Consider the following 25,975-nt stretch of genomic DNA (forward strand, 5'->3'; position numbering starts at 1 on the left):
GCGGAATCGCCCGCTGAGCGTCTGCATTCGCTCCTTGGTCCCGAAAGGGGCACACTGGAAGAATGTCCGAAGCGAGTGAACAGAACCCGTCCGGTTTCACCCTCTGGGCCGTCTGGCGACGCAATCCTGATGCGCCTGTCGCCGAGACGGATGCCACGGAGCTTGAGACGATCGTCGGGCACATCGAGGACTCCGGCGTCACCGTCCGGGGCTTCTACGATGTGTCCGGTTTGAAGGCTGAAGCCGACCTTCTGGTCTGGCTGCACGGACCCACCGCCGAAGGATTGCAGAAGGCGCTTCGCCGCCTGCGCCGCACCGAGCTGCTCCGCTCGCTCCTTCCGGTCTGGAACGTCATGGGCGTGCACCGCGACGCGGAGTTCAACCGTGCGCACGTGCCGGGATTCCTGCGCGGCATCGAGCCGAAGAGCTGGCTGTGCCTGTATCCCTTCGTGCGCACGCCGGAGTGGTACCTGATCGATGACGCCGACCGTCGCAAGATGCTCGCAGACCACGGCCGCAAGGGCGCCGCATTCACGGGCGTCACCGCCAACACCGTGGCGGCATTCGCACTCGGCGACTACGAATGGCTGCTTCCGCTCGAGGCTGATGACCCCGCCGAGCTCGTCGATCTGATGCGCGACCTGCGCTACACCGATGCGCGCCGCTATGTGAAAGAAGAGGTCCCGTTCTACACGGGACGGCGTCTGCGCTTCGACGAGATCGCCGACGTTCTGCAGTAGGTCACGATGTCTGCTCCTATCCGTCTCGGCACACGCCGAAGCGCACTCGCCCAAGCCCAGTCCGGGCACGTCGCCACTGCTCTCGAGAAGATCTCGGGCCGCAGAGTCGAACTCGTTCCAATCGTCTCCGAGGGTGACACGAACCGTGCGTCTCTCTCTGAGATCGGCGGCCTCGGTGTTTTCGCCACCAGGCTGCGTGAAGCGCTGCTCGCGGGCGAGTGCGACATCCTCGTCCATTCGCTGAAGGACCTGCCCACCGCCATTCCGGAAGGACTCGTGATCGCCGCGACACCGGTGCGCGAGGACGCTCGCGACGTCGTCATCACGCGCGACGGGGTGCCGCTTCACGCGCTGCGTGCCGGCGCGAAGGTCGGAACGGGATCGCCGCGCCGCATCGCGCAGGTGCGCATCCGCGCCCCTCGCGCTGAGGTGATCGACATCCGCGGCAACGTCGACTCGCGTCTGGCGCGGGTGGAGTCGGGCGAACTGGATGCTGTCATCCTCGCCGCAGCCGGACTCTCACGCCTCGGATCCGAGACCAGACTGAAGCGGGAGGATCTCGGCCTCGCCGAATGGCCGACTGCGCCGGGACAAGGTTCGCTGGCCGTCGAGACGACAGCGAATGCGGCATCCGATCTGCGTGCGGCGCTTGCCGAACTCGACGATGCCGACACGCGTCTGGCCATCACCGTCGAACGCGGCGTCCTCGAAGGATTGGACGCCGGATGCCAGGCGCCGATGGCTGCGCATGCCGTCGTCACCGGTGACTCCGTGCGGGTGCGAAGCATCGTCTACGACCCCGTCGGCGACCGCCGAATCGGACTTGACGTCACTGAATCCCTGAACGGGGGGTATATTCGTCAGAACGGCAGTGGCAACGATGCGGATGCTGCCGATGGTGCGGACCCGAATCACGCAGCGCGCGAGATCGGACTTTCTGTCGCCCGTCGGCTGCTCGAACAAGGGGCGGCCGAACTCGTACCCCGAGAGCAACCCTGATGACCAGCACACCCGAATTGAAACATGAGAAGCCGTTGACCGGCTGGCGCGTCCTCGTTCCGCGAGGAGGCCCGTGGGGCGACGGTGTCGCAGCGTCCCTGCGCTCCCAGGGCGCTGTCCCCGTCGTGGCGCCGTTGATCAACTTCGGCCCGACCACCGATCAGGAAGCGCTTGACGACGCGCTCGAGAAGCTCGCCGCAGGCAGCTTCGACTGGCTGACCGTGACGAGCGCGACGACGGTCGACGTTCTCTTCGCGCACCGCGCCGTCGTCCCGAAGTCGACGAAGATCGCCGCGGTCGGTGAGACGACTGCCGCCGCGCTTCAGGCGGTCGGCTATGAAGTCGCTCTCGTTCCTGACCGAGACAATTCTGCAGCAGGCATGGCAGAGCAGCTCATCGCCCTCGAGCCGGAGCCGCGTCGCGTTCTGACCTTGCGCAGTGAGATCGCCAAGCCCGTGCTGACGCGTTCTCTCATCGAAGCAGGCCACGACGTCTCGAGCATCGTCGCCTACCGCACCGTGGGGGTGCCTGTCACCGACCGCATCCGCCGTGATGTCGACAGCGGACGCATCAACGCCATCCTGATCACCAGTGGTTCGGTGGCGCAGCAGGTGCGCGAGCAGTTCCCCGATATCCCCGACGGCACGCTGCTTGCGGCAATCGGGCCTCGCACCGCGAAGGATGCGCGCAAGGCCGGCCTTCCGATTACGGTGGTCGCCGACAAGCAGACCGTCGATGCGCTCATCGACGCGGTGTCGCACTTCACGCTTCCACATGCAGCAGACGAGTTCGCTCCGTGAGCTTCCCCGAGGTGAGGCCGCGACGGCTGCGTCAATCCGCGGCTGTGCGGACGCTCGTGCGCGAGACGTCGCTTTCGCCGCGGCACCTCGTGCTGCCGATGTTCGTCCGCGAGGGCATCACCGACCCCGTCGCGATCTCCTCGATGCCGGGCGTGCTCCAGCACACCATGGACTCGCTGCGCCGGGCGGCTGCAGAAGCCGCAGAGGTCGGGGTCGGCGGTGTGATGCTGTTCGGCGTTCCCGCAGTTCGGGATGCCGTGGGCTCTGGAGCCGACGACCCTGACGGCATCCTCAATGTCGCCACGCGCGCGCTGGCATCCGAGATCGGCGATGCGCTTGTCGTGCAGACCGATCTGTGCCTGGACGAGTTCACCGACCACGGTCACTGCGGGGTTCTCTCGGGCGACGGGTCGGTCGACAACGATGCCACCCTCGAGCGCTACGTCTCGATGGCGCTCGCGCAGGCGCGCGCCGGCTCTCAGCTGCTCGGGCTCTCCGGAATGATGGACGGCCAGGTCGCCGCCATCCGCCAGGGGCTGGACGCCGAGGGCTTCACCGACACTCTGCTGCTCGGCTACGCCGCCAAGTACGCCAGCGCGTTCTACGGACCCTTCCGCGAAGCGGTCGACTCGCAGCTGCAGGGCGATCGCCGCACCTATCAGCTCGATCCGGGCAATCGCCGCGAGGGACTGCGCGAGGCGCTGATCGACGAGGCCGAAGGCGCTGATGTCGTGATGGTGAAGCCCGCCATGGGCTTCCTCGATGTGCTGCGCGAGGTGCGTGACGCTGTGCACGTGCCGGTGTGGGCATACCAGATCTCCGGCGAGTACGCGATGATCGAGGCGGCTGCAGCCAATGGCTGGATCGATCGCCGTGCGGCCGTGCTGGAGTCTCTGCTGTCGATTCGCCGCGCCGGCGCCGACGCGGTGCTGACGTACTGGGCGGCCGAGGCCGCCGGATGGCTGCGCGAGCGCTGAGCACTACAGGAGGCATCATGACCGACCGCAACGATGAGCTGTTCGCCGCCGCGCGAGCCGTCACCCCAGGAGGGGTGAACTCGCCCGTGCGGGCATATGGCTCCGTCGGCGGGACGCCGCGCTTCCTCGCATCCGCTCGTGGCGCGTACGTCACGGATGCCGCGGGCGACGAATACGTCGACCTGGTCGCGTCGTGGGGCCCCGCTCTGCTGGGTCACGCGCACCCCGAGGTCGTTCAGGCGGTTCAGGATGCCGCGACGCGCGGTCTCTCGTTCGGCGCACCCACCGAGGGTGAGGTCGCGCTCGCGCACGAGATCACCGAGCGCGTGCGCTTCGGCGACCTCGCACCCATCGAACGCGTGCGTCTGGTGTCCACCGGCACCGAGGCGACGATGACCGCGATCCGTCTTGCCCGCGGTGTGACCGGACGCGACCTGCTTGTGAAGTTCGCCGGGCACTACCACGGGCACTCCGACGGGCTGCTCGCCGAGGCGGGATCGGGCGTCGCAACACTTGCCCTGCCAGGGTCAGCTGGAGTGCCCGCGCCGATCGCGGCGCAGACGCTGGTGATCGGCTACAACGACCGAGAAGCTCTTCAGGCAGTGTTCGCCGAGCACGGCGACCGCATCGCCGCCGTCATCGTCGAGGCAGCCGCCGCGAACATGGGCGTCGTCGCTCCGGATGCTGGTTTCAACCGCTTCATCGCCGACACTGCCCACGCGCATGGGGCACTGATGATTCTCGACGAGGTGCTGACAGGATTCCGCGTGCACCAGGCAGGCTACTGGGCGCTGCAGGCGGCTGCGGGTGAGGAATACCTCCCCGACATCATCACCTTCGGCAAGGTCATCGGTGGCGGTATGCCGCTGGCGGCGCTCGGCGGTCGCGCCGAGGTCATGGACCAGCTCGCTCCGACCGGCCCTGTCTACCAGGCCGGCACTCTGTCGGGGAACCCGCTCTCGGTCGCTGCGGGCCTCGTGACGCTGCGGCTGGCCACGCCCGCCGTCTACGCCCGCGTGGATGAGGCTGCGGCGCGCGTGGCATCCGCTCTTGACGCGGCGCTCACCGACGCCGGTGTCGTGCACTCGATCCCGCGCGCAGGAAACCTGTTCGGCGTTGCGTTCGCGGCCACCGCTCCGCGCACGTACGCCGAGGCTCAGGCGCAGGAGTCGTTCCGCTACGCGCCGTTCTTCCACTCCATGCGCGAGCAGGGCGTGGCGCTGCCGCCGAGCGTGTTCGAGGCCTGGTTCCTCACCGCGGCGCACGACGATGACGCGATCGGCCGCATCGAGGCGGCGCTTCCTGCTGCGGCGCGTGCCGCAGCATCCGCTCAGCCTGCCTGAATTCGCGCGGCACAGGGTGATTGTTGTCGTCCTGTGAGGAAGTCGCAGACAGTTTGCAGGTCGACGCTGGCAGACTGGACGAATGGTCACCCTGCTCCTGGATCAGACGCAGCTTGAGGTCGTACTGTCTCCGTTCGAGCGCGCGGTGACGTTTCACCGTGAGAACCTGCGGGTTGCGCGCGAGACGATCATCAAGGTGCAGCTGACGGACGATGCGTGGACCTGGCTGCGCGGAGTTCCCGGTCGTGGAACGCAGGTCCCCGGGATCCTCGCGGCAGGAACCTGGAAGGCCGCCGCAACGACGGACTTCGTCCTCATCCGTCGTCACCGTCCTGGCGTCGTCATCGACCTAGAGGGAGACGAGCAGTTCCAGCGGCTGATCTTCACCACGCGTCACGGGCTCGCGCTGACTCAGGCGCTGCGCCTCGACGTCTCTGAGGAGCCGGTCGACGTCACAGAGATCACCGGAACGATCCCGGTCTCCGTGCAGAAGGGGCGCAAACGGCCGGTCGTCCGTCCGCGACCGGCCTGAGCTACGTTCAGCGCTGTTCCGGCGCCGAGTGATCAGCGGTTCCGGCCTGCTCGCCGGCTTCTTCGGCCTCTTCGACCGCTTCGGCCTCTTCGGCCTCGATGGCTGCTGCAGCGCTGTTCGGCTCGGTCATCGGGTTCGCGAACATGCTCGCGACGGCCGCCAAGTCGGCTAGCCCGGGAAGGGGGCGGTCGTCAAGGTTGAGCGCGAATTCGTCGTGCGAGTCTTCGTCTTCGGCATCCGCTGCGGTCTCTGCGACCGGCTCTGCCGCGGCCGGCTCTGGCGTGACCAGCTCTGGCGCATCCACATCAGGCAGGTCGAAGAGTGCGGTCTCTTCCACCACTGGCGCGGGTGTCGGCGGAACGTAGCGGTCGTGCACGAGGTCGAGGAAGACGTCTTCGAGCGTCGGGCCGCGCTGCTGCAGTGTCGTCAGCGCAACTCCGGCGCGGGTCGTGATGCTGCCGATGGTCGCAGCATCGCTGCCGCGCACGGTGAGGCCCGAGCGCAGGATTTCGAAGTCGTATCCGGCGTCCTGCAGGGTCTTGGAGAGGGCTTCGCGGTCTGCGGCATCCACCACGACCGGCCCGGTGCGCGGGTCGGCGAGGTCTTCCATGGTGCCTGCGAACTTCAGTTCGCCGCGCGAGATCACGAGGATCTCATCGGCGATCTGCTCGACCTCGCTCAGCACGTGCGACGAGACCAGAACAGTGCGCCCTTCGTCGGCGAGGCCGCGGATGAGTGTGCGCATCCAGCGGATGCCTTCGGGGTCGAGCCCGTTCGCCGGCTCGTCGAGGACGAGCACGCCCGGGTCGCCGATCAGAGCGGTTGCGGCGCTGAGGCGCTGGCGCATGCCGAGCGACAGCGCAGCAATGCGCGTGTCGACGTCGTCGCCGAGGCCGACGAAAGCGATGAGTTCACCCACGCGGGAGAGTGGGATGTCATTCGCCTTTGCCGCCTGGATGAGGTGGCGCTCGACCGTGCGGCGCTGGCGGAAGCCAGGGTCCTCGAGCATGGCGCCGATGACACGTGCGGGGCTGCGCAGTTCCGCGTAGCGGGTTCCGCCGATCGTGGCGGTTCCGCTGGTGGGGCGCTCGAGCCCGAGCAGCATGCGAAGCGTGGTCGTCTTTCCCGCGCCGTTGGGCCCGAGGAAGCCGGTCACCACTCCCGGGCGGACGCGCGCCGATAGATCCGACACTGCCGCGACAGCGCCGAAGCGCTTGGTCGCGTGGTCGAATTCGATCAGCTGTCCGTCTGGCATCTGCTGCCTTTCCTGCATAGGTCCGCCTCTATCCTGCCGGAAAATGCGCAGAATCCCGCATCGGGCGTGCGGATAAAGGCCAGAACAGGCCCATGTAACGTGGCTTCCGTGACTGACTTCGACATCGCCGCAACGGTTCTGGTTCGCACTGAGGGCTCGCTCGGGCGTCTCAGCCTCAACCGACCGAAGGCGATCAATGCCCTCGACATCGACATGATCGGTCAGATCACCGCCGCGCTGGACGCCTGGCGTGACGACACCGACATCGACATCGTCCTCATCGATGGAGAGGGCGAGCGAGGGCTCTGCGCGGGCGGTGATGTGCGCGCGCTGTACGACCAGATCACTGCAGGTCATCCTGAGCGTGCCGCGGAGTTCTTCCGCGCCGAGTACGCCCTCAACCTGATGATCGCTGAATACCCGAAGATGGTCGTCGCGATCGCCGACGGCATCACGATGGGCGGGGGCATCGGGCTGGCCGGCCACGCCCACATCCGCATCGTCACCGAACGCAGCCGGCTGGCGATGCCGGAGACCAGGATCGGCTTCACTCCCGACGTCGGGGGCACCTACCTTCTCGGCCGCGCGCCAGGGCGCCTGGGGGAGTACCTCGGTCTCACCGGCAGCACGATGTCGGCATCGGATGCTGTGTACGCAGGGTTTGCGGATCACTATGTACCTTCGCAGCGCATCGACGAACTTCGCGAGGCGCTGGGCAAGCGCGCCGACCCATCGAGCCCCTCGGAGCTGGTGCTGCTGTTCGATGAGACTCCGGAGCCCGCCGCTCTTGCGAACGAGCGCGCGTGGATCGACGAGGTCTTCTCCGCCGACACCGTGGGCGAGATCGCACAGCGCCTCGCCACTCGATCAGAGGTCTCAGCATCCGCCACTGCCGTGCTGCTATCAGAGCTCGCCCCGACTGGCCTCGCCGTCACGCTGGATGCGGTGCGCGAGGCGCGCGAAGGAAACCTGCGCGATGCGCTGATCGGGGAGTATCGCCGCGTGATGTGGTTCGCCGGTCACCACCCCGATCTCGCAGAGGGCATTCGCGCGCAACTCGTCGATAAGGATCGCTCGCCTCGTTGGCAGCCGGCGACCATCGCCGAGCTGAAACCGGATGCTGGTGCGGGAGCCCGTGCGTTCGTTCCAGAGCGGCCGCTCTTCGACCGAGGGTGATTTCTGCACCGGGGTGAAAAATCTGATCTCATCTGCGGATCGTTCGCCGTGAGCGGATTAGTCCATTCGGGGGATGTGCAATGTCGGTGGGGCGTGGCACGCTATCTGGTGGCCCACTTCGGCCCGCTCCCCAAAAGGACTCCTCATGCTTGGCAAGCTTCTCTTCCGCTATCTGTCCAGATACTGGCCGTTGCTGGTGGGCGTGCTCGTCTTCCAGTTCGCCAGTGCGCTGGCTACGCTCTACCTTCCTCGGCTGAACGCCGACATCATCAACCAGGGCGTCGCGACGGCCGACACCGGCTACATCTGGCGCACCGGCGCCTGGATGCTGGTCGTCTCGCTCGGCCAGATTGTCTGCGCGATCATCGCGACGTATTTCGCCGCGAAGGCGGCGATGAGCATCGGTCGCGATATCCGCAATGACGTATTCGCACGGGTCAGCGCCTTCTCCGAGCGCGAGGTCTCGCAGTTCGGCGCAGGCTCGCTGATCACCCGCAACACCAACGATGTGCAGCAGGTGCAGATGCTGGCGATGATGGGCGCGACGATGTTCGTCACCGCTCCGCTGCTCGCCATCGGCGGCATCATCATGGCCGTGCAGCAGGACGTCGGCCTCAGCTGGCTGATCGCCATCTCTGTTCCGATTCTGCTCATCGCCGCGGCGATCATCATCGGCCAGATGGTGCCGCTGTTCCGCCGCAACCAGGGCAAGCTCGATGCAATCAACCGCGTCATGCGAGAGCAGCTCACCGGCGTGCGCGTCGTCCGTGCGTTCGTGCGCGAGCGCGTCGAAGAAGAACGATTTCGTGAGACCAACACCGACCTCATGATTCTCGGCCGCAAGATCGGTTCGCTGTTCGTGCTGCTGTTCCCGCTGTTCATGCTGATCCTCAACGTCACCGTGGTCGGCGTGATCTGGTTCGGCGGTCTCGAAGTGCAGAACGGCAATGTCGAGGTCGGCACGCTGTTCGCGTTCATGCAGTACATCGGTCAGATCATGATGGGCGTCATCATGTCGAGCTTCATGGCGATGATGATTCCGCGTGCCGCGGTCTCCGCAGAGCGCGTCGGCGAGGTCCTCGATGCCGAATCGAGCCTGGAGCGGCCGGTCGACGGCGCGACGGACTTCCCGCTTCCCGGCACCGTGATGTTCGAGAACGTCGAGTTCACCTACCCGGGTGCGGAGTCGCCCGTGCTGCGGAACATCTCGTTCGGAGCCGAGCGCGGCGAGACGGTGGCGATCGTCGGATCGACGGGAGCCGGAAAGACGACGCTGATCTCGCTCATTCCGCGCCTGTTCGACGTGACAGGTGGCGCAGCACGCGTCGGCGGCGTCGACGTGCGCGAAGCCGACATGGATGCACTGTGGAAGACCATCGGGCTCGTGCCGCAGCGTCCGTTCCTGTTCACCGGCACGATCGCGTCGAACCTCCGATACGGTCGGTCGGACGCCACAGACGAAGAGCTCTGGCACGCCCTCGAGATCGCGCAGGGCAGAGACTTCGTCGAGGCTATGCCAGAGGGACTCGAAACCCGCATCGCGCAGGGCGGAACGAACGTCTCCGGCGGTCAGCGTCAGCGACTCGCAATTGCGCGAGCCCTGGTGCATCAGCCCGAGATCCTCATCTTCGATGACTCGTTCTCGGCACTCGACCTGACGACAGACGCGCGACTGCGGCAGGCACTCTGGCGAGAGCTGCCTGACGTGACGAAGATCGTCGTCGCTCAGCGCGTGTCCACAATCACCGATGCTGATCGCATCGTGGTCCTCGAAGGAGGAGAGATGGTCGGCGTCGGAACACATGACGAACTTCTCGCGAGCAATGAGACCTACCGAGAGATCGTCGAATCGCAGCTGGGGGTGGACGCATGAGCTCCTCGATGCCTGAACCATCGTCGTCGATCCCCGAGTCTGTCGGTGGGGCCGAGGTCGGGCCCACCGCAACGCTGACGGTCGATGAGCAGTACGAAGCCGAGCTCGCAGAGGCGGCACGCCTCGAGGGCGGCGGCTGGGATGGCCCTGCCGCCGGCAAGGCCGACAACTTCGGCAAGAGCTTCGCTCGAATGATCGGTCTGCTCAAGCCTTCGGCGCTCTGGTTCGTGCTGGTGTCGTTCTTCGGCGCGATCGGAGTCGTGCTGACCGTCGCTGCGCCGAAGGTGCTCGGCGAGGCCACCAACCTCATCTACGAGGGTTTCATCTCGAAGCAGCTCGGTGACAACGGCGTTCCTGCCGGAACCTCGCAGGAGCAGGTCGTCGAGATGCTGCGCTCGCAGGGTCAAGACGACTTCGCCAATATGGTCGCTGCCTTCGACCACTTCCAGGTCGGTGCGGGCATCGACTTCGATCGGCTGCGCTGGGTCATCATCTCGGTGCTGGTGATCTACGTGGGTGCTGCGCTCCTCAGCTGGCTGCAGGGTTACGTCATCAACGTCATCATGGTGCGCACCATGTGGCGGCTGCGTGAATCCGTCGAGGCGAAGATCAACCGCCTGCCGCTGTCGTACTTCGACAAGGTGCAGCGCGGCGAGCTCATCTCGCGCGTCACGAACGACATCGACAACATCACGCAGGCGATGCAGCAGTCGCTCTCCGGCGCGCTGACCTCTGTGCTGACCGTGATCGGCGTGCTGGTCATGATGTTCTCCATCTCCTGGCAGCTCGCTCTGGTGGCTCTGGTCGCACTGCCGCTGATGGGCATCATCTTCGGCGTGATCGGTCCGCGCTCGCAGAAGGCGTTCGGAACGCAGTGGCGCAAGGTCGGGCGCCTCAATGCACGTGTCGAGGAATCCTTCTCCGGTCACGCGCTGGTGAAGGTCTTCGGTCGTGAGCAGGAGGCCCTCGAGAGCTTCAAAGACGAGAACGAGGAGCTGTACCAGGCGAGCTTCAAGGCCCAGTTCCTGTCGGGCGTCATCATGCCCGCCATGACGTTCATCGGCAGCCTGACCTTCGTCGGGATCGCTGTGCTCGGCGGGCTCATGGTCGCCGGCGGCCAACTGCGTCTCGGCGACGTGCAGGCATTCATCCAGTACTCGCAGCAGTTCACGCAGCCGCTGTCTGAGCTCGGCGGCATGGCGGCGGTCGTGCAGTCTGGAACCGCCTCGGCTGAGCGGGTGTTCGACTTCCTCGATGCCGACGAGCAGGACGCCGACGCAGAGGACGCGCCTCCGCTGCCAGACGCTGATGCCGCCGGTCGCGGTGTCATCGAGTTCCAGGATGTGTCGTTCGCGTACACACCGGATCATCCGCTGATCAAGGACCTGTCGTTCAAGGTGCAGCCGGGGCAGACGGTCGCGATCGTCGGTCCGACGGGTGCGGGCAAGACCACCCTGGTCAACCTGGTCATGCGCTTCTACGAGCTGAGCTCTGGCCGCATCCTCATCGACGGTCAGGACATCGCCGAAGTCACCCGGGCAGAATTGCGTTCCCGCACGGGAATGGTGCTGCAGGACCCGTGGCTGTTCGCAGGCTCCATCCTCGAGAACATCCGCTACGGCCGAGCCACCGCCACCGATGAAGAGGTCATCGACGCGGCGACCGCAACCTACGTCGACAGATTCGTGCGCTCGCTGCCAGAAGGCTACGAGACCGTCCTCGACGAAGACGCCTCGAACGTGTCGGCCGGTGAACGCCAGCTCATCACGATCGCCAGGGCGTTCGTGTCGAAACCGTCGATCCTGATCCTCGATGAGGCGACGAGCGCGGTCGACACGCGTACCGAGCTGCTGCTGCAGCACGCCATGGCGGCGCTCCGACAGGGACGCACCTCGTTCGTGATCGCGCATCGGCTCTCGACGATCCGTGACGCAGACCTCATCCTCGTGATGGAGCACGGTGACATCGTCGAGAAGGGCACGCACGATGAGCTCATCGCCGCACAGGGGGCGTACTGGCGGCTGTACCAGTCCCAGTTCGAGCAGGCGGCGACCGACATCGACGCAGAAGAAGCGATGACCGACGCGGTTCCGGTGGTCGCCTCCGGTGCACCCGAGGCTGCCGACGACGCGCCGGTCGAAGGCTGACGAACTCACGGCTGACACAGGAACGGGCGGGTGGCGTTGGCCGCCCGCCCGTTCCTGTGCAGGGCTTACTTCTCGTTGATGCCGAGAAGATCCATCGGGTGAGTCAGTCGCCACCACGGGCTGGGGTCACCGATGTCGTCGGCCAGCGAGACACTTCCGGTCGCTGTGTTGATCGGGCCGTCGACGGTGAGTGTGCCCACTGTGTCGCCCTCGGCGCGCTCATCGCCCAGGTCGAGCACGACAGCGGCGTCGGCGGTTGCGCCGTTCCACAGTACGACCGCGGCATCCTCATCAGTGACGACGTCGATCTTCGTGCCCCAGAGCGTGCTCACCTCGCCCACCACGGTCCCGGCCGATACGGCCGGTGTGATGTCGGCGAGCGCGGTCTCGACCTGGGAGAACAGGGAGCGGGTGACCGCAAGACGCTCATCGTTGTCAGTCTGGTTCAGGACCGAGGCGTACAGGTGCACCGTGGTGTCGCCGATGGTGACGTCCTTGGCAGTCAGAAGACACCAACCGACCAATGTTCCGGTCTTGATGCCGACCACTCCCGGGTCGGCCAGCATTCCGTTGGTGTTCGTGACGTAACCGGCACCGGGGATCTCGGCCCCGGGCGATCCGACGATCTCCGCGAAGACGGGGTTCTGCATAGCGCGCTCGCCGAGGCGAAGGAGCGCCGCCGGCGTGGCGACATTGCCCTCATCGAATCCGGACGGGGTGACGATCGTGATGTCAGAGAGCCCGCGCTCTGCCAGCCAGACTGCCGCCGCTTCGGCGAACTGAGCGTCTGAGCCCCAGATGTCACGGGCGAGGCGGTCGATGTAGTTGTTGGCGGAGCCCAGCAGCGTTCCCTGCAGCAGCTGATACTCGGTGAGCACTCCGTCGACCGGAACATCGAGAGCCGACTGATTCGCGCGGCGGTAATCCCAGTAGTCGACGCTGTCACGGTAGGTGAAGGAGAACTCCGGCCCCTGCTCGCCGACCTGCAACGGCATGCGGTCAAGCACCATCAGAGTGCTGACGACCTTCGTGATGCTCGCGATCGATGCGGCATCCGCGGTCGATGAGCTTGCGGAGACGCCGGCGATGCTCACGCCGGCGCTGCCAGCGACCGGCCACGCGATCTCGACGGCCGGCGCGGAAACGGTCGTGAACTCGACCGCCTCCACTGTGGGAGGCACTGCGTGCAGCGGCCAGAGCAGCGTCGTCGCGCTGTAGGCGATGGCCAGCGCCGAGAGCGTTCCCAGCGGGGCCAGCCACCGTCCGCTCAGCAGCGCGGGGCGCAGTTTCGCGTCGGCGAAGATGTCGGGGCCAGGGTCGGCCATCGTTATGGCATTGAGATCCGCAGGGAGTGTGGACTCCTCCACATCGGCGGTTTCCAGCCAGGCGAGGGCCGTGGCAGGGCGCTCCTCGTCAGCCCATTCCCTGAGCGACTCGTCCACGTCGAGGTCGTCCTCGAACACGATCTCGTCAGCATCCTGGTCTGTCTCCGGCGCGTCCGAAAGGTCGAGGACGCCTGTCTGAGCAGCATCCGCGGCGTCACTGAACGGCAAGGTCGGCGTGCGCGACGAATCTGTCACACCGCCGTGCGCGCGCAGTGCGCGTCGAGTCGTCCCGCCGGTCAACGGGGCCTGGTCTTCAGAGGTCACCTGATCACGCTACCCAATAGAGCGTCCAGAGCGAGAGCGGACACAGCGGTCCTGGTGCGGGTAGGATCGTCTGCACAACCACGGGAGTCCGGGCATGCCGGGCTGAGAGGGAGCGAAAAGCGCTTCGACCGTCGAACCTGATCTGGGTCATGCCAGCGCAGGGAGGAGCAATATGAACACGTCTACACGCACGCCCGCAATCACGCGCACCGGCCTGCGACGTCCTGAGATCTGGCGTTGGCGCATCGTCGATATCGTCGTCGCCAGCGTTCTCGGAGTCGCCTGCGGTTTTCTGTTCCTTGCCTGGAACGTCGGCTACCTCGGGCCGAAGGCCCTGCTCGAGCCGCTGTTGCCGGGGATGCAGGGGCTCCTTGACGGGCCCTGGCTGATCGCCGGTGTGCTGGGCGGTTTGATCATCCGCAAGGCGGGGGCGGCGATCTACGTCGAGACCATCGCCGCCGTCGTCTCGGCGCTCGCCGGAGCGCAATGGGGCGGGTTCCTCACGATCGAGGCGGGACTCGTGCAGGGCCTCGGCGCCGAACTGATCTTCCTGCTGTTCGCGTACCGCGTCTGGAAGTTGCCTGTCGCAATGCTCGCCGGTGCGGGCTCCGCCCTCCTCGGCGGCATCAACAACCTGATTCTGTGGTTTGCTGGGGCCGACATCACCTTCACCGCCATCTACCTGATCAGCACGGTCGTCTCCGGCGCGGTGCTGGCCGGAGCTCTCGGCTGGGCGCTGGCGCGCGGTATCGCGGCGACGGGGGCCCTGGATCGTTTCGGATCCGGGCGAGAGGTACGGGCGCGCGTCTGACATGACAGACAAGAACGGTCCCGCGGCGGTCGAGGCGCGCGGCTGGGGCTGGCGGCATGCCAGCCGCGTTGCGTGGGCGCTCCGCGACGTCACGTTCCGGATCGAGCCCGGAGAGCGCGTGCTCGTCCTGGGAGCATCCGGGGCCGGCAAGTCGACCCTGCTGCACGGTCTCGCGGGGGTGCTCGGCGGAGATGAGGAGGGCGAGAGCGCGGGAGGGCTGCTCGTCGACTCGGAGCCCGCCGCCGCCACCCGCGGGCGGTCAGGGCTAGTGCTGCAGGATCCGGACTCGCAGGTCATCCTCGCTCGCGTCGGTGATGACGTTGCGTTCGGCTGCGAGAACCTCGGCATCCCACGCGAACAGATCTGGTCGCGGGCGCGAGCCGCGCTCGACGCAGTCGGGCTCGACGTGCCACTGGATCGGTCGACCAAGGCGCTGTCGGGAGGACAGAAGCAGCGGCTGGCGCTCGCCGGCATCCTCGCGATGCGGCCGGGGCTCGTGCTGCTGGATGAGCCGACAGCCAACCTTGACCCGGAGGGCGTCGTGGAGGTCCGCGATGCTGTCCGGCGGATGCTGGAGGCCCGACCGGCGACGCTTATCGTCGTCGAGCATCGACTCGATGTTTGGCTGCCGCTGATCACGCGAGTGATCGTCGTCGGAGACGGAGGAGTGGTTGCCGATGGGACACCGGATGCCGTGCTGGGCAGCCGCGGTGCGGAGCTGGCCGCCGCGGGGGTCTGGGTTCCCGGGCATCCGCCTGCCCTGCCATCTGCGCCTCGCGCCGTCGGCGAGACCTTGATGACCACAGATGATCTGGCCGTGGCCCGCGTGAAGGATCGGCCGGTGACAGCCGGCATCTCATTGCAGGTGCGCGCCGGAGCGGCCCTGGCCGTCACCGGGCCGAACGGAGCGGGAAAGTCGACGTTGGCGCTCACGCTGGCCGGTCTCCTGCCCCCGGCCGCGGGGAGTGTCGTCGCCGAGCCCGCTCTGGCGGATGGCGCAGGGCCGACGCCGATCGCCTGGTCGTCCCGCCGACTGCTGACCAGGATCGGGATGGTGTTCCAGGAGCCGGAGCATCAGCTGCTCTCGAAGACCGTGCGTGACGAGCTCGCCGTCGGTCCGCGCGCGCTCGGCCTGGGTGAGGCGGAGATAGAAGGGCGCATCGAAGAGCTCCTTTTCCGTCTGCGCCTCGATCGTCTCGCGCGCGCGAATCCATACACGCTGTCGGGTGGCGAGAAGCGGCGACTGACCGTCGCGGCGGCGCTGGCCACGAAACCTCGGATGCTCGTTCTCGACGAGCCGACCTTCGGGCAGGACGCTCGCACATGGGCCGAGCTCATGGCCATGCTGGCGGCGTTGCGTGACGATGGCACGGCAATCGTGACCGTGACCCATGACCCCGGCGTCGTCGAGGCGCTGCATGCCGAACGATTCGAGATCGGCCGATGACCCTTCTGGATAGCCCTGCGCGCAACGGAGTGGTTGCCAAGATCAACCCTGTCGCGAAACTCGGCGTCAGCGCGCTGATCGCGATCCCGCTGATCCTGACGCTGGACGTCGTCTCGGCGGCGGTGGCTCTGGGGTTGGAGTGCGTGCTCTTCCTGTTCGCCGGCGTCGGCTGGCGGGAGTTCTGGCGTCGCACCTGGCCGGTGTGGATCGCGGCACCGCTGACCGGCGTCACGATCGCGCTGTACGGAGAAGCGAGCGGTGCGATCTACTTCGAGTGGTTCGTCGTGAGAGTGAGCGAGGGGTCTCTGACGCTGGCGCTGGCGACGATGTTCCGCGTGCTCGCGATCGCGCTTCCTTCAGTCGTTCTGTTCATCACGGTCGATCCCACCGATCTTGCCGACGGACTCGCGCAGATCGTGAAGCTGCCGGCCCGGTTCGTTCTCGGCGCGCTCGCGGGACTGCGCATGGTGGGGCTGTTCATCGATGACTGGCGCGCGCTCGAGCTCGCACGACGCGCGCGCGGGGTCGCCGATCGCGGGCGCGTGCGCCGTTTCGCGGGAATGGTGTTCGCGCTGCTCGTTCTGTCGATCCGCCGAGGTGCGAAGCTCGCGACCGCGATGGAAGCCCGTGGCTTCGGAGCGCCGGTCTCGCGCACGTGGGCGCGCGAATCGAAGTTCGGCAGCAGGGAGTGGGCTCTCCTGCTCGTCGGCGCGCTGATCTCGGCGGTCGCGGTGACCTCTGCCGTGATGACCGGCTCGTGGAACTTCATCCTCGGACCGGAATAACAACCCGATCAGCCCCCGTCCAGTTCCTGCACGAGCCGGCGCGGTGCCGTCACGCGGTAGGAGGCATCGATGAGCTCGGCGATCTCCTGCCAGTCGGTATCACCGTCGAGGTCGATGCCGAGCCAACCGGAGGGGCCGAGATAAGCGGGGACCCAGAACCGGGGGTCTTGACGCAGGGCGGGTTCATCCGCAGGGTCAGGGCGCACCGTCATCGCCGCGTCGTGGGCGATCCACTCGCCGTCCCGCCGCATCGAGCCGCCGAAGTGGCAGAACACCTTCTGCGTGAAGAACGTCGGGCGTCCGTGGCTGATCTTCTCCGCGGCCTCGGGCAGCGCGAGAGCGATGGTGCGAACCCGCGCGAGTAGCGGGTCATCGTCTCTGAACATCATCGGGTGGGCCATGTGATGCTCCGTTCAGAGTTGTGCAGTGGGGGGCGAGGTCACAGCAACTCGCGGAGGGCCTCTTCGAGCACGATCGCGTGCGTGTGCTCCTCGTCATGCAAGGCGTAGATGAGCGTGACGACCGGATGCTCCTTCGCCTCTGCCGCGAGCTCTTCGAGTGCCGCGACGGATTCGCCAGCGAGTTCGGCTCGATAGCGACTGACGCAGACGTCCCATTCGTCGCCGGATGCTGCGTGCCAGGCCTTGCGCAACTCGGGGCTCGGCGCGACGCCCTTCGCCCACAGATCGATCTGGGCGCGATCCTTCGAGACGCCTCGGGGCCACAGTCGGTCGACTAGAACGCGGAAACCATCGTCGGGTTCAGCGGTGTCGTAGGCTCGCTTGCGACGCAGTTCCATAGCTCCAGCCAACACCTCGTGATCCATCTGCACCAGTGGTGGAACTGAAGCCCGCGTATGCTGAGACTGAGTTGCAGAACCGTTCGAAGGAGAACTTATGCAGATCCAAGGATCCGGCGCTCTGATCACCGGTGGCGCCTCTGGCCTCGGCCTGGCCACTGCCCGTGCACTCGCCGCGGCTGGCGCACACATCACTCTGCTCGACCTTCCGTCGTCTGCGGGCGCTGCGATGGCCGCTGAACTCGGTGGCACGTTCGCCCAGGGCGACGTCACCAGCCCCGAGGATGCTGCGGCCGCTGTCGCCGCCGCGAACGAGAGAGTGCCGCTGCGCATCGTCGTCAACTGCGCTGGCATCGCCCCGCCCGCCAAGGTCCTCGACCGCGACGGAAACCCGGCAGTGCTCGCGGACTTCGAACGCATCGTCCGCATCAACCTCGTCGGCACGTTCAACGTCATCTCCCAGGCATCCGCCATCATCGCGAAGAATGCGCAGACTGAAAGTGGCGACCGCGGTGTGATCATCAGCACGGCATCCGTTGCGGCATTCGACGGACAGATCGGGCAACCCGCGTACTCCGCGTCGAAGGGCGGCGTGCACGCCATGACCCTGCCGATCGCGCGAGAGCTTGCGCGTTACGGCATCCGGGTGTGCACGATCGCTCCAGGAATCATGGAGACCCCGATGCTCACCGGCCTCCCGGAGGCTGCGCAGGCCTCTCTCGGTCAGCAGGTGCCGTACCCCGCGCGTCTCGGTAGGCCCACCGAGTACGCCGCGCTGGTTCAGAGCATCGTCGAGAACGGCTACCTGAACGGCGAGACGATCCGCCTCGACGGCGCCATCCGCATGGCGCCGAAGTAACGGCGCGCACCGACCCGTCGTTCAGGTCGCAATCTGTGCCGCTCTGAGCGTGCAAAAGCGGCACAAATCGCGACCCGAACGCACACCACAACGTAAGGAGCACGAATGACCAACCTCGCCGGAAAGACCATCCTGATGTCGGGCGGCAGCCGCGGCATCGGCCTCGCGATCGCGCTGCGGGCTGCAGCGGACGGCGCGAACATCGCGATGCTCGCGAAGACCGACACCCCGCATCCGAAGCTCGAGGGTACGATCCACACGGCCGCGGAGCAGATCCGTGCAGCCGGTGGCCAGGCGCTGCCCATCGTCGGCGACGTGCGCGACGATGACGACATCACCGGTGCCGTCATGAAGACGCAGGGCGAGTTCGGCGGCATCGACATCGTCATCAACAACGCCAGTGTCATCGACCTGTCGCGCTCGCTCGACCTCGGCGCCAAGAAGTACGACCTCATGCAGGACGTCAACGTCCGCGGTACGTTCATGCTCTCGCGGGCGGCGATCCCGCAGCTGCGCGAGGCAGCGAACCCGCACATCCTCTCGCTCTCGCCGCCGCTGAACCCCACCCCGAAGTGGCTCGGCGCGCACACCGGATACTCGCTTGCGAAGTTCGGCATGACCATGGCCACTCTCGGCCTCGCCGCCGAGTTCGCCGCCGACGGCATCGCCGCGAACACCCTGTGGCCGCGCACGACGATCGCAACGGCTGCGGTGCAGAACCTCCTCGGCGGAGACCAGGTCATGGCAGCCAGCCGCACGCCGGATATCTACGCGGATGCTGCATACGCCGTGCTCACGAAGCAGGCGAGCGGCTACACCGGACAGACGCTCATCGTCGAGGAAGTCCTCGAGGCCGACGGCGTCACGGACTTTTCGAAGTACGCGGCAGTCCCCGGCACCCCGGATGACCGCCTGTTCCCCGACATCTTCCTCGATTAGGCCCCCGCTTTCTCGAGCCTGCAAAACCACGCCGAGCCGGCGACGGGTCGCCGATGTTTCGGCGTGGTTTTGCAGGCTTGTGAAGAGTCTGGTCAGAACAGCAGGTAGATCGCACCGATGATCGTCAGCACGATCACGATGCGGTCGAACACCTGCTGCTTCATGCGTCGCGCGAGCCAGAGCCCTGCGAAGGCGCCGACGATGACGAGCGGAACGAACACGGCATCCATCAGCAGGGTCTGGGTGTCGAAGAGTCCGATTCCGGCGAGGAACGGCACCTTGGCGACGTTGACGATCGCGAAGAACCACGCGGACGTCCCGAGGAACACCTGCACCGGCGTGCGCTTGGCGAGGAAATACATCGACATGACCGGCCCCGCCGCATTGGCGACCATGGTCGTGAACCCGGCGAGAGAGCCATAGGTGGATGCCGCGATGATTCCGTGTTCTGCGGACGCGGCATCCGCTCTTCCCCGCCTCGATCTGCGCCACAGCGTCACCGCGATCATGGCCAGCAGGATGACGCCGATCGCGCGGCGCACGACCTGATCATCGCCGAGCGCGAGGAACGCGAAGCCGATGAGAAGCCCCGCCACCACCGCGGGCGCGAGTCGCAGGAGCGTCGGCCAGTGCGCGTGGCGTCGATAGGCGATTAGCGCGAAGGCATCGCCGACGATCAGCAGCAGTAGAAGCGCCGCTGTCGAGGTGCGCGCGGGCAGAACAGCGGCGAAGATCGCGACAGGCAGGATGCCACCGCCGGGGATCGCGGTCTTGGCGAGCCCGACGAACAGCGCCGCGAGGCCGAGCAGCAGCCACGCCCACGGCGCAAGATCGATCATGGATCAATCATGCCGTTGCCGCCGGCTCCATTCGTCGTGAGAGGTCAGCGGGACAAGAGGGGGACGCTCGGCCGTGGTGGTGAGGGCGATGCGCTGGTGGTGTGCGGGTCGACGGCGCCAGCGGCAGGGGGCGACCCAGCCTCTTCTCACCCGTAGACCCGTACCCTGGAAGCATGACCGAGACTTCTCCTGCGCGCCCTGCGAACACGGGTGTGCGCCAGACGCGCCCGCGCACCGAGGGCTGGACGCAGAAGAAGGATGCCGAAGGGCGCCCGCTGCTGCAGTTTGCGAGCCCGAAGCGCGGCAAGCCTCCCGTGCACCTCGCCGACATGACGCCGGCCGAGCGCATCGAGAAGGTCAAGGAGCTCGGCCTGCCCGGTTTCCGCGCGAAGCAACTGGCCACCCACTATTTCACGCACTACACGTCCGACCCCGCCGAGATGACCGACCTCCCCGCAGCTCAGCGCGACGAGCTCGTCGCCGGGATGCTCCCGCCGCTGCTCACCGAGGTGCGCAGGCTCGAGACCGACAAGGGCGACACGATCAAGTTCCTGTGGCGCCTGCACGACGGCGCGCTGGTCGAGTCGGTGCTCATGCGCTACCCGGGGCGCATCACGCTGTGCGTGTCGAGCCAGGCCGGATGCGGCATGAACTGCCCATTCTGCGCGACCGGCCAGGCGGGGCTCACCCGCAACATGTCGACGGCTGAGATCATCGAGCAGATCGTGCGTGCCAACCGGCTCATCGCCGAGGGGGGTCTCGGCGGCAAGAAGGCCGACGACCACTCGATGGAGCGCGTGAGCAACATCGTCTTCATGGGGATGGGCGAGCCGCTCGCCAACTACAAGCGCGTGATGGATGCCGTGCGCATCATGGTCGCACAGCAGCCCGATGGCCTCGGCATGAGCGCCCGCGGGATCACCGTCTCGACCGTTGGTCTGGTGCCTGCGATCCGCAAGCTCGCCGAAGAGAACATCCCGGTCACCTTCGCCCTGTCACTACACGCGCCGGATGACACCCTGCGCGACGAGCTCATTCCGGTGAACTCGCGCTGGAAGGTCGACGAGGCACTCGATGCCGCCTACAACTATTACGAGAAGACCGGCCGCCGCGTCTCGATCGAGTACGCGCTCATCAAGGACATGAACGACCACGCCTGGCGTGCCGACCTGCTGGCGGAGAAGCTCAACCAGCGCGGTCGCGGCTGGGTGCACGTGAACCCGATCCCGCTGAACCCGACGCCGGAATCGGTGTGGACGGCATCCACTCGCGAGGTCACCAACGAGTTCGTGCGTCGCTTGAACGATGCCGGTATCCCGACGACCCTGCGCGATACCCGTGGCAAGGAGATCGACGGCGCCTGCGGTCAGCTCGTGGCCACCACCGAAGACGAAGCGGCAGCCGAAGCCTTCGCCTGAGCGGACGTTCCTGTGAGCAGTTCGCAGGGATCTTCCAACCTTTCCACAGGCGCTCTTTCGTAAGTTGTTCGAATGCCTTATTCTGCTCACCGACCAGGGCGATTCGACTCGCAGGGACGGATCGTCATCGACAGCGACTCCGCGGGCGATGACGACGATCTCGACTTCCTGCGCGATTACGAGCCGACCGGGACCCCGGAGGTCACCGATCCATTCGTGGGCACGTCCTTGACCGAGGATGCTGAGGTGCCTGTCGCTGCGCCGGTTGAAGCATCCGCGCCTGTTGAGGAGAAGCGCACGCGTCGGGAACGCACCCCCGGCTCTCGCCTGCGCACCCTCGCGATCCTCGGCGGAGCCGACGGCGAGATCCTCGACCGCGTCCCCGGCGAGACGCCCCGGTTCGTGCAGATGTTCTTCGTCCTCGCCGGCACCGCGCTGGTCTCGGCGATCTCGATGCTCTTCGCGCTCACGACCGGAGTGCAGGCTGCCATCTGGCTGGCAGTGCCGCTCGCGATCGTGTGGGCGCTGGTCATCTTCAATCTTGACCGCTTCCTCACCTCGACCATGACGTCGACGCGGAGCATCCTGAAGCTGCTCGGCCTCGCGCTGCCGCGAGTGATCATGGCGATGATCATCGGCTTCGTCGTCGCCGAGCCGCTCGTGCTGCAGGTCTTCCACAACGACATCAGTCGTGAGGTCGCGGCGACCAACATCGTCCAGGCCCAGTCCGATCAGGAAGCACTCGAGAGCGGACCGGAGAGGATCGCTCTCGATGAGGCGACCGACCGGGTGTCGGCACTGGAGAACCAGGCGGCGACGGGAATCGTCGCAGGCACCGATTCATCCTCTGCGAGCGAGTCGGCGGCACAGGCGACCGTCGATGACCTCACCGCCAAGATGACGGAGCAGCAGGCCGTCATCGATCAGGCGCGTGCGCTGTACCAGTGCGAGTTGACCGGTGAGGGTGCCGGAACAGTCCCCGGCTGCACGGGAGTGAACGGCGAGGGTGCGAGTTCGGATGCCGCAGAGGCACAGCTCGGACAGGCGCAGCAGACCTACGACGCGCTTGCCGCTCAGCTGCGCGACGCCAACGCCGACCTCGAGAGCGCGGGAACCACCGCGAAGGAGAGCACGGCGAGCTCCGAGACGCGCAACCGTGAGGAGGCGACGTCGAAGCTGCCCGCAGCGCGCGACAGCTATGACCAGGCGCTCGCCGCTTACAACGCGCGAGCCGATTCGGTGGCGCAGGGCAATGCCGGTGCGGTCGGATTGCTCAGCCAGATCAGTGGGCTGAACCGGCTCTCCGAGAAGGAGCCGACGATCCTCTGGGCGCACTGGCTGATCGCCGCGCTGTTCTTCATGATCGAGCTGCTGCCGGTGCTGGTGAAGGTGCTCACGAGCTACGGTGCCCCTTCGCTGTACGAGAAGGCCCATGCGATCCGCAAGCAGGTCGATCTTGACCGGGTGACCGCTGAGGGATTCCGCGAGAGGGCATCGATTGTCACGGCTGCGGATCCCGCGGCATCCGAACCTGCGCCATCCGCACCCGCGACCCGCGCCGATCTTCGCAAATCGGTCAGTGCCTGATCCGGATGGCCGTAGCGTGTAGTCATGGTCAACTATCGCTATCTCGGAAACAGCGGCCTCAAGGTCTCAGAGATCACCTACGGCAACTGGGTCACTCACGCTTCGCAGGTTGAAGATGACGCGGCGGTGAAGACGGTGCACGCCGCCCTCGACGCCGGAATCACGACCTTCGACACCGCCGACACCTATGCCAACACGGCCGCGGAGGTCATCCTCGGCAAGGCTCTGACCGGCCAGCGCCGTGAGGGCCTGGAGATCTTCACAAAGGTCTACTTCCCGACCGGACCCATGGGCCCGAACGACACCGGCCTCAGCCGTAAGCACATCTTCGAGTCGATCAATGGTTCGCTGCAGCGCCTCGGTACCGACTACGTCGACCTGTACCAGGCGCACCGCTTCGACTACGAGACCCCGCTGGAGGAGACGTTCCAGGCGTTCGCCGACGTTGTGCGTCAGGGCAAGGCGCTCTACATCGGCGTGAGCGAGTGGACCGCAGAGCAGCTGCGCGAAGGACACGCCCTGGCCACGCAGCTCGGCGTGCAGCTCATCTCGAACCAGCCGCAGTACTCGATGTTGCACCGCGTGATCGAGGGTAAGGTCGTTCCCGCATCCGAAGAACTCGGCATCTCGCAGATCGTCTGGTCGCCGATGGCGCAGGGCGTGCTCAGCGGCAAGTACCTCCCCGGTCAGCCCGTGCCGGCCGGCTCGCGCGCGACCGACCCACACAGCGGAGCGGACTTCATCAAGCGACTGCTCGAGGACGATATTCTCACCGCCGTCCAGCGCCTGAAGCCGATCGCCGCGGACGCTGGACTCACGATGCCGCAGCTCGCGATCGCCTGGGTGCTGCAGAACCCGAATGTCGCGGCAGCTCTCGTGGGTGCATCCCGTCCTGAGCAGCTGGCAGACACGGTCAAGGCGTCCGGCGTGACGCTCGCGCCGGAGACTCTCCAGGCAATCGACACCGCCCTGGGAGATGTCGTCAACCACGATGCGGAGCACACCTACTCCGTGTCGCCGAAGTCCCGCCTGGTCTGACTCTCTTCCGCCGAGACCCCGGGCCCTCGTCGAGACCCCGGGTTTTTCACGCCTGCAACCCGGGGTCTCGGTAGCAACCGGGGGTCTCGGCGGAGTTCCGGGCTCAACCCAGCGTGATGTCGACCTGGAGCTCGGCCGTGAGCCGCTCCAGGTCGGCGCGCAGCACGGCAAGATCAGCAGACGCGGGCACTGTCGCCGCCACCGACGCCTCGAACAGGCGGCCGCCGGCCATCGCGGCATCCCGCGTCTCGGTCGTCATGTCCTGGATGCTGAGCTCATGAGCGTGCAGCACCGCTGAGACCTCGCGCACGATGCCAGGCCGGTCGTTTCCGAGGATCTGCAGCGTGATCGGCCGCTCGGCAGCATCTGAAGCATCCGCCCCTGTGTGGATGGAGACGCTCAGCAGTCCGTCCAGGCCGCGCAGCGCGCTCTGCAGTTCGCCCTCGTGCTCAGGGGCAACCTCGACCTGGATGACTCCGGCGAAGACTCCGGCGAGCTCGGCGAGCTGACTGCTCTCCCAGTTTCCGCCGTGTGCATCGACGACATCGGCGACGGCCGCGACAAGGCCAGGGCGATCGGATCCGGCGACAGTGAGGATCAGAGTGGTCATGCCTGAAGCGTAGCCCGGCGCCTTCGTGGCTACCAGGTGCCGGACTCGAGGAACCGGTCCAGCTGCGCGCGGTGCGGCTCGAGGTCCATGCCCTGATCGGCGACCCATTCATCGGAGTAGTACGTTCCCGCGTAGCGGGCGCCCCCATCGCAGATGAGCGTCACAACGCTGCCCTGCTCTCCGGAAGCGCGCATCCGCGCGATGAGCTGGAACGCGCCGACGAGATTCGTGCCGGTCGATCCGCCCGCCCAGTGCAGCGTGCGCTCCTTCAGCAGGCGGATGGCGGCGATCGACGCGGCATCCGGGATCGGAAGCATCTCGTCGATCACGCTCGGCACGAACGACGGCTCGACGCGTGGCCTGCCGATGCCCTCGATCCGGCTCGGGACGCCGGTCGTATAGTCGGATGATCCCGTCGACCAGCCGCCATAGAACGCCGACCCCTCCGGGTCGACGACGGCGACGCGGGTCGGATGCTGCCGGTAGCGCACATACCGCCCGAAGGTGGCGCTGGTGCCGCCGGTCCCGGCTCCCACGACGATCCACGCAGGAATCGGATGCTTCTCCCGCTCGAGCTGGCTGAACACGCTCTCGGCAATGTTGTTGTTGCCGCGCCAGTCCGTCGCGCGCTCCGCGTAGGTGAACTGGTCGAGGTAGTGTCCGCCGCACTCGGTCGCGAGCCGCTGGGCCTCGCTGTACATCTCCGGTCCGCTGTCGACGTAGTGGCAGCGGCCGCCGTAGAACTCGATGAGCTCGATCTTCTCAGGGCTGGTGGAGCGGGGCACGACCGTGATGAAGTCCAGTCCCAGCATCCGCGCGAAATACGCTTCTGAGACGGCGGTCGATCCGCTCGAGGCTTCAACGAGCGTCGTGTACTCGTTGATCCGCCCGTTGACCAGTCCGTACAGAACGAGCGAACGTGCGAGGCGATGCTTGAGCGAACCGGTCGGATGCACCGATTCGTCTTTCAGATACAGATCGATGCCCCACTCGGCGGGAAGCGGGAAGACATGCAGATGCGTGTCTGCACTGCGATTGGCATCGGCCTCGAGCATGGCGATCGCGGCGCTGGACCAGGAGGTCATCCGAGCCCGGTCTGCGAAAGCTGCCAGAACACGACCGCGCCACCGGCAGCGGCGAGCACGACGACGATGATGAGCGGCGCGAGCCATCTCGCGCGCCTGCGCGGAGGACGGATGACGGGCGCTGGCTTGGTGAGTGGACCGGGAGAGGGCTCCGGTCTGCTGGTCAGGTCCGCCATCGGCGGGGTCGGGCCGGTGCGTGGCTGTCTCTCGCTGCCGGGGTTCTGATCAGGAGCTGCGCCGGTGACCATCGTTGTCCTCTCCGAGGCG

At 66.6% G+C, this 25,975-nt stretch carries 25 protein-coding genes and 1 riboswitch; of the genes, 17 read left to right on the forward strand and 8 right to left on the reverse strand.

The window, feature by feature from the left end; all coding sequences use genetic code 11:
• The first annotated feature begins 62 nt into the window (after positions 1-62).
• The 6 genes from hemQ to ACTU6U_RS07800 all read left to right on the forward strand — a co-directional run bounded on the left by hemQ (position 63) and on the right by ACTU6U_RS07800 (position 5,391).
• Positions 63-740, forward strand: coding sequence for a hydrogen peroxide-dependent heme synthase (hemQ, locus tag ACTU6U_RS07775; protein ID WP_443468552.1), 678 nt, complete (start codon positions 63-65; stop codon positions 738-740).
• Between the two features lie 6 nt (positions 741-746).
• On the forward strand, positions 747-1,739 hold the full coding sequence (hemC, locus tag ACTU6U_RS07780) for a hydroxymethylbilane synthase (RefSeq protein WP_443468553.1): 993 nt from the start codon (positions 747-749) through the stop codon (positions 1,737-1,739).
• Complete coding sequence (locus ACTU6U_RS07785) at positions 1,739-2,539, forward strand: uroporphyrinogen-III synthase (RefSeq protein ID WP_443468554.1); 801 nt, start codon at positions 1,739-1,741, stop codon at positions 2,537-2,539. Before hemC ends, ACTU6U_RS07785 begins: the two co-directional genes overlap by 1 nt.
• Positions 2,536-3,516: a porphobilinogen synthase gene (gene hemB / locus ACTU6U_RS07790; protein WP_443468555.1), complete on the forward strand. Its 981-nt coding sequence runs from the start codon at positions 2,536-2,538 to the stop codon at positions 3,514-3,516. The genes ACTU6U_RS07785 and hemB overlap by 4 nt, the downstream gene beginning before the upstream one ends.
• Before the next feature lie 17 nt (positions 3,517-3,533).
• The gene (locus ACTU6U_RS07795; protein WP_443468556.1) at positions 3,534-4,859 is read left to right on the forward strand and encodes a glutamate-1-semialdehyde 2,1-aminomutase; all 1,326 of its coding nucleotides are present in this window, start codon (positions 3,534-3,536) and stop codon (positions 4,857-4,859) included.
• A gap of 82 nt (positions 4,860-4,941) precedes the next feature.
• A complete protein-coding gene (locus ACTU6U_RS07800) occupies positions 4,942-5,391 on the forward strand; it encodes a hypothetical protein (RefSeq protein ID WP_443468557.1) in 450 nt (149 codons plus the stop codon).
• 7 nt (positions 5,392-5,398) lie between these two features.
• On the opposite strand, the gene ACTU6U_RS07805 is transcribed toward ACTU6U_RS07800, so the two are convergent.
• Positions 5,399-6,646 carry an ABC transporter ATP-binding protein gene (locus ACTU6U_RS07805; protein WP_443468558.1) on the reverse strand — a complete coding sequence of 416 codons (1,248 nt, stop codon included), beginning with the start codon at positions 6,644-6,646 and terminating at the stop codon, positions 5,399-5,401.
• Between the two features lie 108 nt (positions 6,647-6,754).
• On the opposite strand from ACTU6U_RS07805, the gene ACTU6U_RS07810 reads away from it, so the two are divergent.
• The 3 genes from ACTU6U_RS07810 to ACTU6U_RS07820 all read left to right on the forward strand — a co-directional run bounded on the left by ACTU6U_RS07810 (position 6,755) and on the right by ACTU6U_RS07820 (position 11,842).
• Entirely contained in the window at positions 6,755-7,822 is a 1,068-nt protein-coding gene (locus ACTU6U_RS07810) for an enoyl-CoA hydratase/isomerase family protein (protein ID WP_443468559.1), read from the forward strand.
• A 145-nt stretch (positions 7,823-7,967) separates the two neighbouring features.
• Entirely contained in the window at positions 7,968-9,695 is a 1,728-nt protein-coding gene (locus tag ACTU6U_RS07815) for an ABC transporter ATP-binding protein (RefSeq protein ID WP_443468560.1), read from the forward strand.
• A gap of 8 nt (positions 9,696-9,703) precedes the next feature.
• Positions 9,704-11,842 (forward strand): ABC transporter ATP-binding protein, encoded by a 2,139-nt coding sequence (locus ACTU6U_RS07820; protein ID WP_443468561.1) that lies wholly within the window; start codon positions 9,704-9,706, stop codon positions 11,840-11,842.
• A gap of 65 nt (positions 11,843-11,907) precedes the next feature.
• Here the strand turns inward: ACTU6U_RS07820 and ACTU6U_RS07825 are convergent, their stop codons facing one another.
• Positions 11,908-13,491 carry a D-alanyl-D-alanine carboxypeptidase family protein gene (locus ACTU6U_RS07825; protein WP_443468562.1) on the reverse strand — a complete coding sequence of 528 codons (1,584 nt, stop codon included), beginning with the start codon at positions 13,489-13,491 and terminating at the stop codon, positions 11,908-11,910.
• 70 nt (positions 13,492-13,561) lie between these two features.
• Positions 13,562-13,672, forward strand: a riboswitch (TPP riboswitch).
• Here ACTU6U_RS07825 and ACTU6U_RS07830 point away from each other — a divergent pair.
• The 3 genes from ACTU6U_RS07830 (at position 13,664) to ACTU6U_RS07840 (ending at position 16,534) form a co-directional block, all read left to right on the forward strand.
• On the forward strand, positions 13,664-14,302 hold the full coding sequence (locus ACTU6U_RS07830) for an ECF transporter S component (protein ID WP_443468563.1): 639 nt from the start codon (positions 13,664-13,666) through the stop codon (positions 14,300-14,302). Its footprint overlaps the riboswitch before it by 9 nt.
• Position 14,303: 1 nt before the next feature.
• The gene (locus tag ACTU6U_RS07835; RefSeq protein ID WP_443468564.1) at positions 14,304-15,749 is read left to right on the forward strand and encodes an ABC transporter ATP-binding protein; all 1,446 of its coding nucleotides are present in this window, start codon (positions 14,304-14,306) and stop codon (positions 15,747-15,749) included.
• The gene (locus ACTU6U_RS07840) at positions 15,746-16,534 is read left to right on the forward strand and encodes an energy-coupling factor transporter transmembrane component T family protein (protein ID WP_443468565.1); all 789 of its coding nucleotides are present in this window, start codon (positions 15,746-15,748) and stop codon (positions 16,532-16,534) included. The genes ACTU6U_RS07835 and ACTU6U_RS07840 overlap by 4 nt, the downstream gene beginning before the upstream one ends.
• 8 nt (positions 16,535-16,542) lie before the next feature.
• Here the strand turns inward: ACTU6U_RS07840 and ACTU6U_RS07845 are convergent, their stop codons facing one another.
• Together ACTU6U_RS07845 and ACTU6U_RS07850 are read right to left on the reverse strand one after the other, a co-directional pair.
• Positions 16,543-16,935 carry an MmcQ/YjbR family DNA-binding protein gene (locus ACTU6U_RS07845; protein ID WP_443468566.1) on the reverse strand — a complete coding sequence of 131 codons (393 nt, stop codon included), beginning with the start codon at positions 16,933-16,935 and terminating at the stop codon, positions 16,543-16,545.
• Positions 16,936-16,973: 38 nt separating this feature from the next.
• Positions 16,974-17,333 carry a DUF488 domain-containing protein gene (locus tag ACTU6U_RS07850; protein ID WP_443468567.1) on the reverse strand — a complete coding sequence of 120 codons (360 nt, stop codon included), beginning with the start codon at positions 17,331-17,333 and terminating at the stop codon, positions 16,974-16,976.
• 97 nt (positions 17,334-17,430) lie between these two features.
• Between ACTU6U_RS07850 and ACTU6U_RS07855 the strand changes: the two genes are divergently transcribed.
• Positions 17,431-18,192 (forward strand): SDR family NAD(P)-dependent oxidoreductase, encoded by a 762-nt coding sequence (locus tag ACTU6U_RS07855; protein ID WP_443468568.1) that lies wholly within the window; start codon positions 17,431-17,433, stop codon positions 18,190-18,192.
• Between the two features lie 105 nt (positions 18,193-18,297).
• Positions 18,298-19,131, forward strand: a complete 834-nt coding sequence (locus ACTU6U_RS07860; protein ID WP_443468569.1) for an SDR family oxidoreductase — start codon at positions 18,298-18,300, stop codon at positions 19,129-19,131.
• Between the two features lie 92 nt (positions 19,132-19,223).
• Here the strand turns inward: ACTU6U_RS07860 and ACTU6U_RS07865 are convergent, their stop codons facing one another.
• Positions 19,224-19,970 (reverse strand): sulfite exporter TauE/SafE family protein, encoded by a 747-nt coding sequence (locus ACTU6U_RS07865; protein ID WP_443468570.1) that lies wholly within the window; start codon positions 19,968-19,970, stop codon positions 19,224-19,226.
• 173 nt (positions 19,971-20,143) lie between these two features.
• Between ACTU6U_RS07865 and rlmN the strand changes: the two genes are divergently transcribed.
• From rlmN to ACTU6U_RS07880, 3 genes are all read left to right on the forward strand, one after another.
• Positions 20,144-21,388: a dual-specificity RNA methyltransferase RlmN gene (rlmN, locus tag ACTU6U_RS07870; protein WP_443468571.1), complete on the forward strand. Its 1,245-nt coding sequence runs from the start codon at positions 20,144-20,146 to the stop codon at positions 21,386-21,388.
• A 72-nt stretch (positions 21,389-21,460) separates the two neighbouring features.
• Positions 21,461-22,975: a DUF4407 domain-containing protein gene (locus ACTU6U_RS07875; RefSeq protein WP_443468572.1), complete on the forward strand. Its 1,515-nt coding sequence runs from the start codon at positions 21,461-21,463 to the stop codon at positions 22,973-22,975.
• A gap of 24 nt (positions 22,976-22,999) precedes the next feature.
• Positions 23,000-24,013, forward strand: coding sequence for an aldo/keto reductase family protein (locus tag ACTU6U_RS07880; RefSeq protein ID WP_443468573.1), 1,014 nt, complete (start codon positions 23,000-23,002; stop codon positions 24,011-24,013).
• Positions 24,014-24,116: 103 nt separating this feature from the next.
• On the opposite strand, the gene ACTU6U_RS07885 is transcribed toward ACTU6U_RS07880, so the two are convergent.
• From ACTU6U_RS07885 to ACTU6U_RS07895, 3 genes are read right to left on the reverse strand one after another with little or no spacing between them, the layout of a single operon-like run.
• The gene (locus ACTU6U_RS07885; protein WP_443468574.1) at positions 24,117-24,623 is read right to left on the reverse strand and encodes a glycine cleavage system transcriptional repressor; all 507 of its coding nucleotides are present in this window, start codon (positions 24,621-24,623) and stop codon (positions 24,117-24,119) included.
• 29 nt (positions 24,624-24,652) lie between these two features.
• Entirely contained in the window at positions 24,653-25,708 is a 1,056-nt protein-coding gene (gene cds1 / locus ACTU6U_RS07890) for an L-cysteine desulfhydrase Cds1 (RefSeq protein ID WP_443468575.1), read from the reverse strand.
• Positions 25,705-25,956, reverse strand: a complete 252-nt coding sequence (locus tag ACTU6U_RS07895) for a hypothetical protein (protein WP_443468576.1) — start codon at positions 25,954-25,956, stop codon at positions 25,705-25,707. Before ACTU6U_RS07895 ends, cds1 begins: the two co-directional genes overlap by 4 nt.
• Positions 25,957-25,975: the final 19 nt, after the last annotated feature.

The organism is Microbacterium zouquanmingi (genome assembly GCF_052266695.1).
GTDB lineage: Bacteria > Actinomycetota > Actinomycetes > Actinomycetales > Microbacteriaceae > Microbacterium.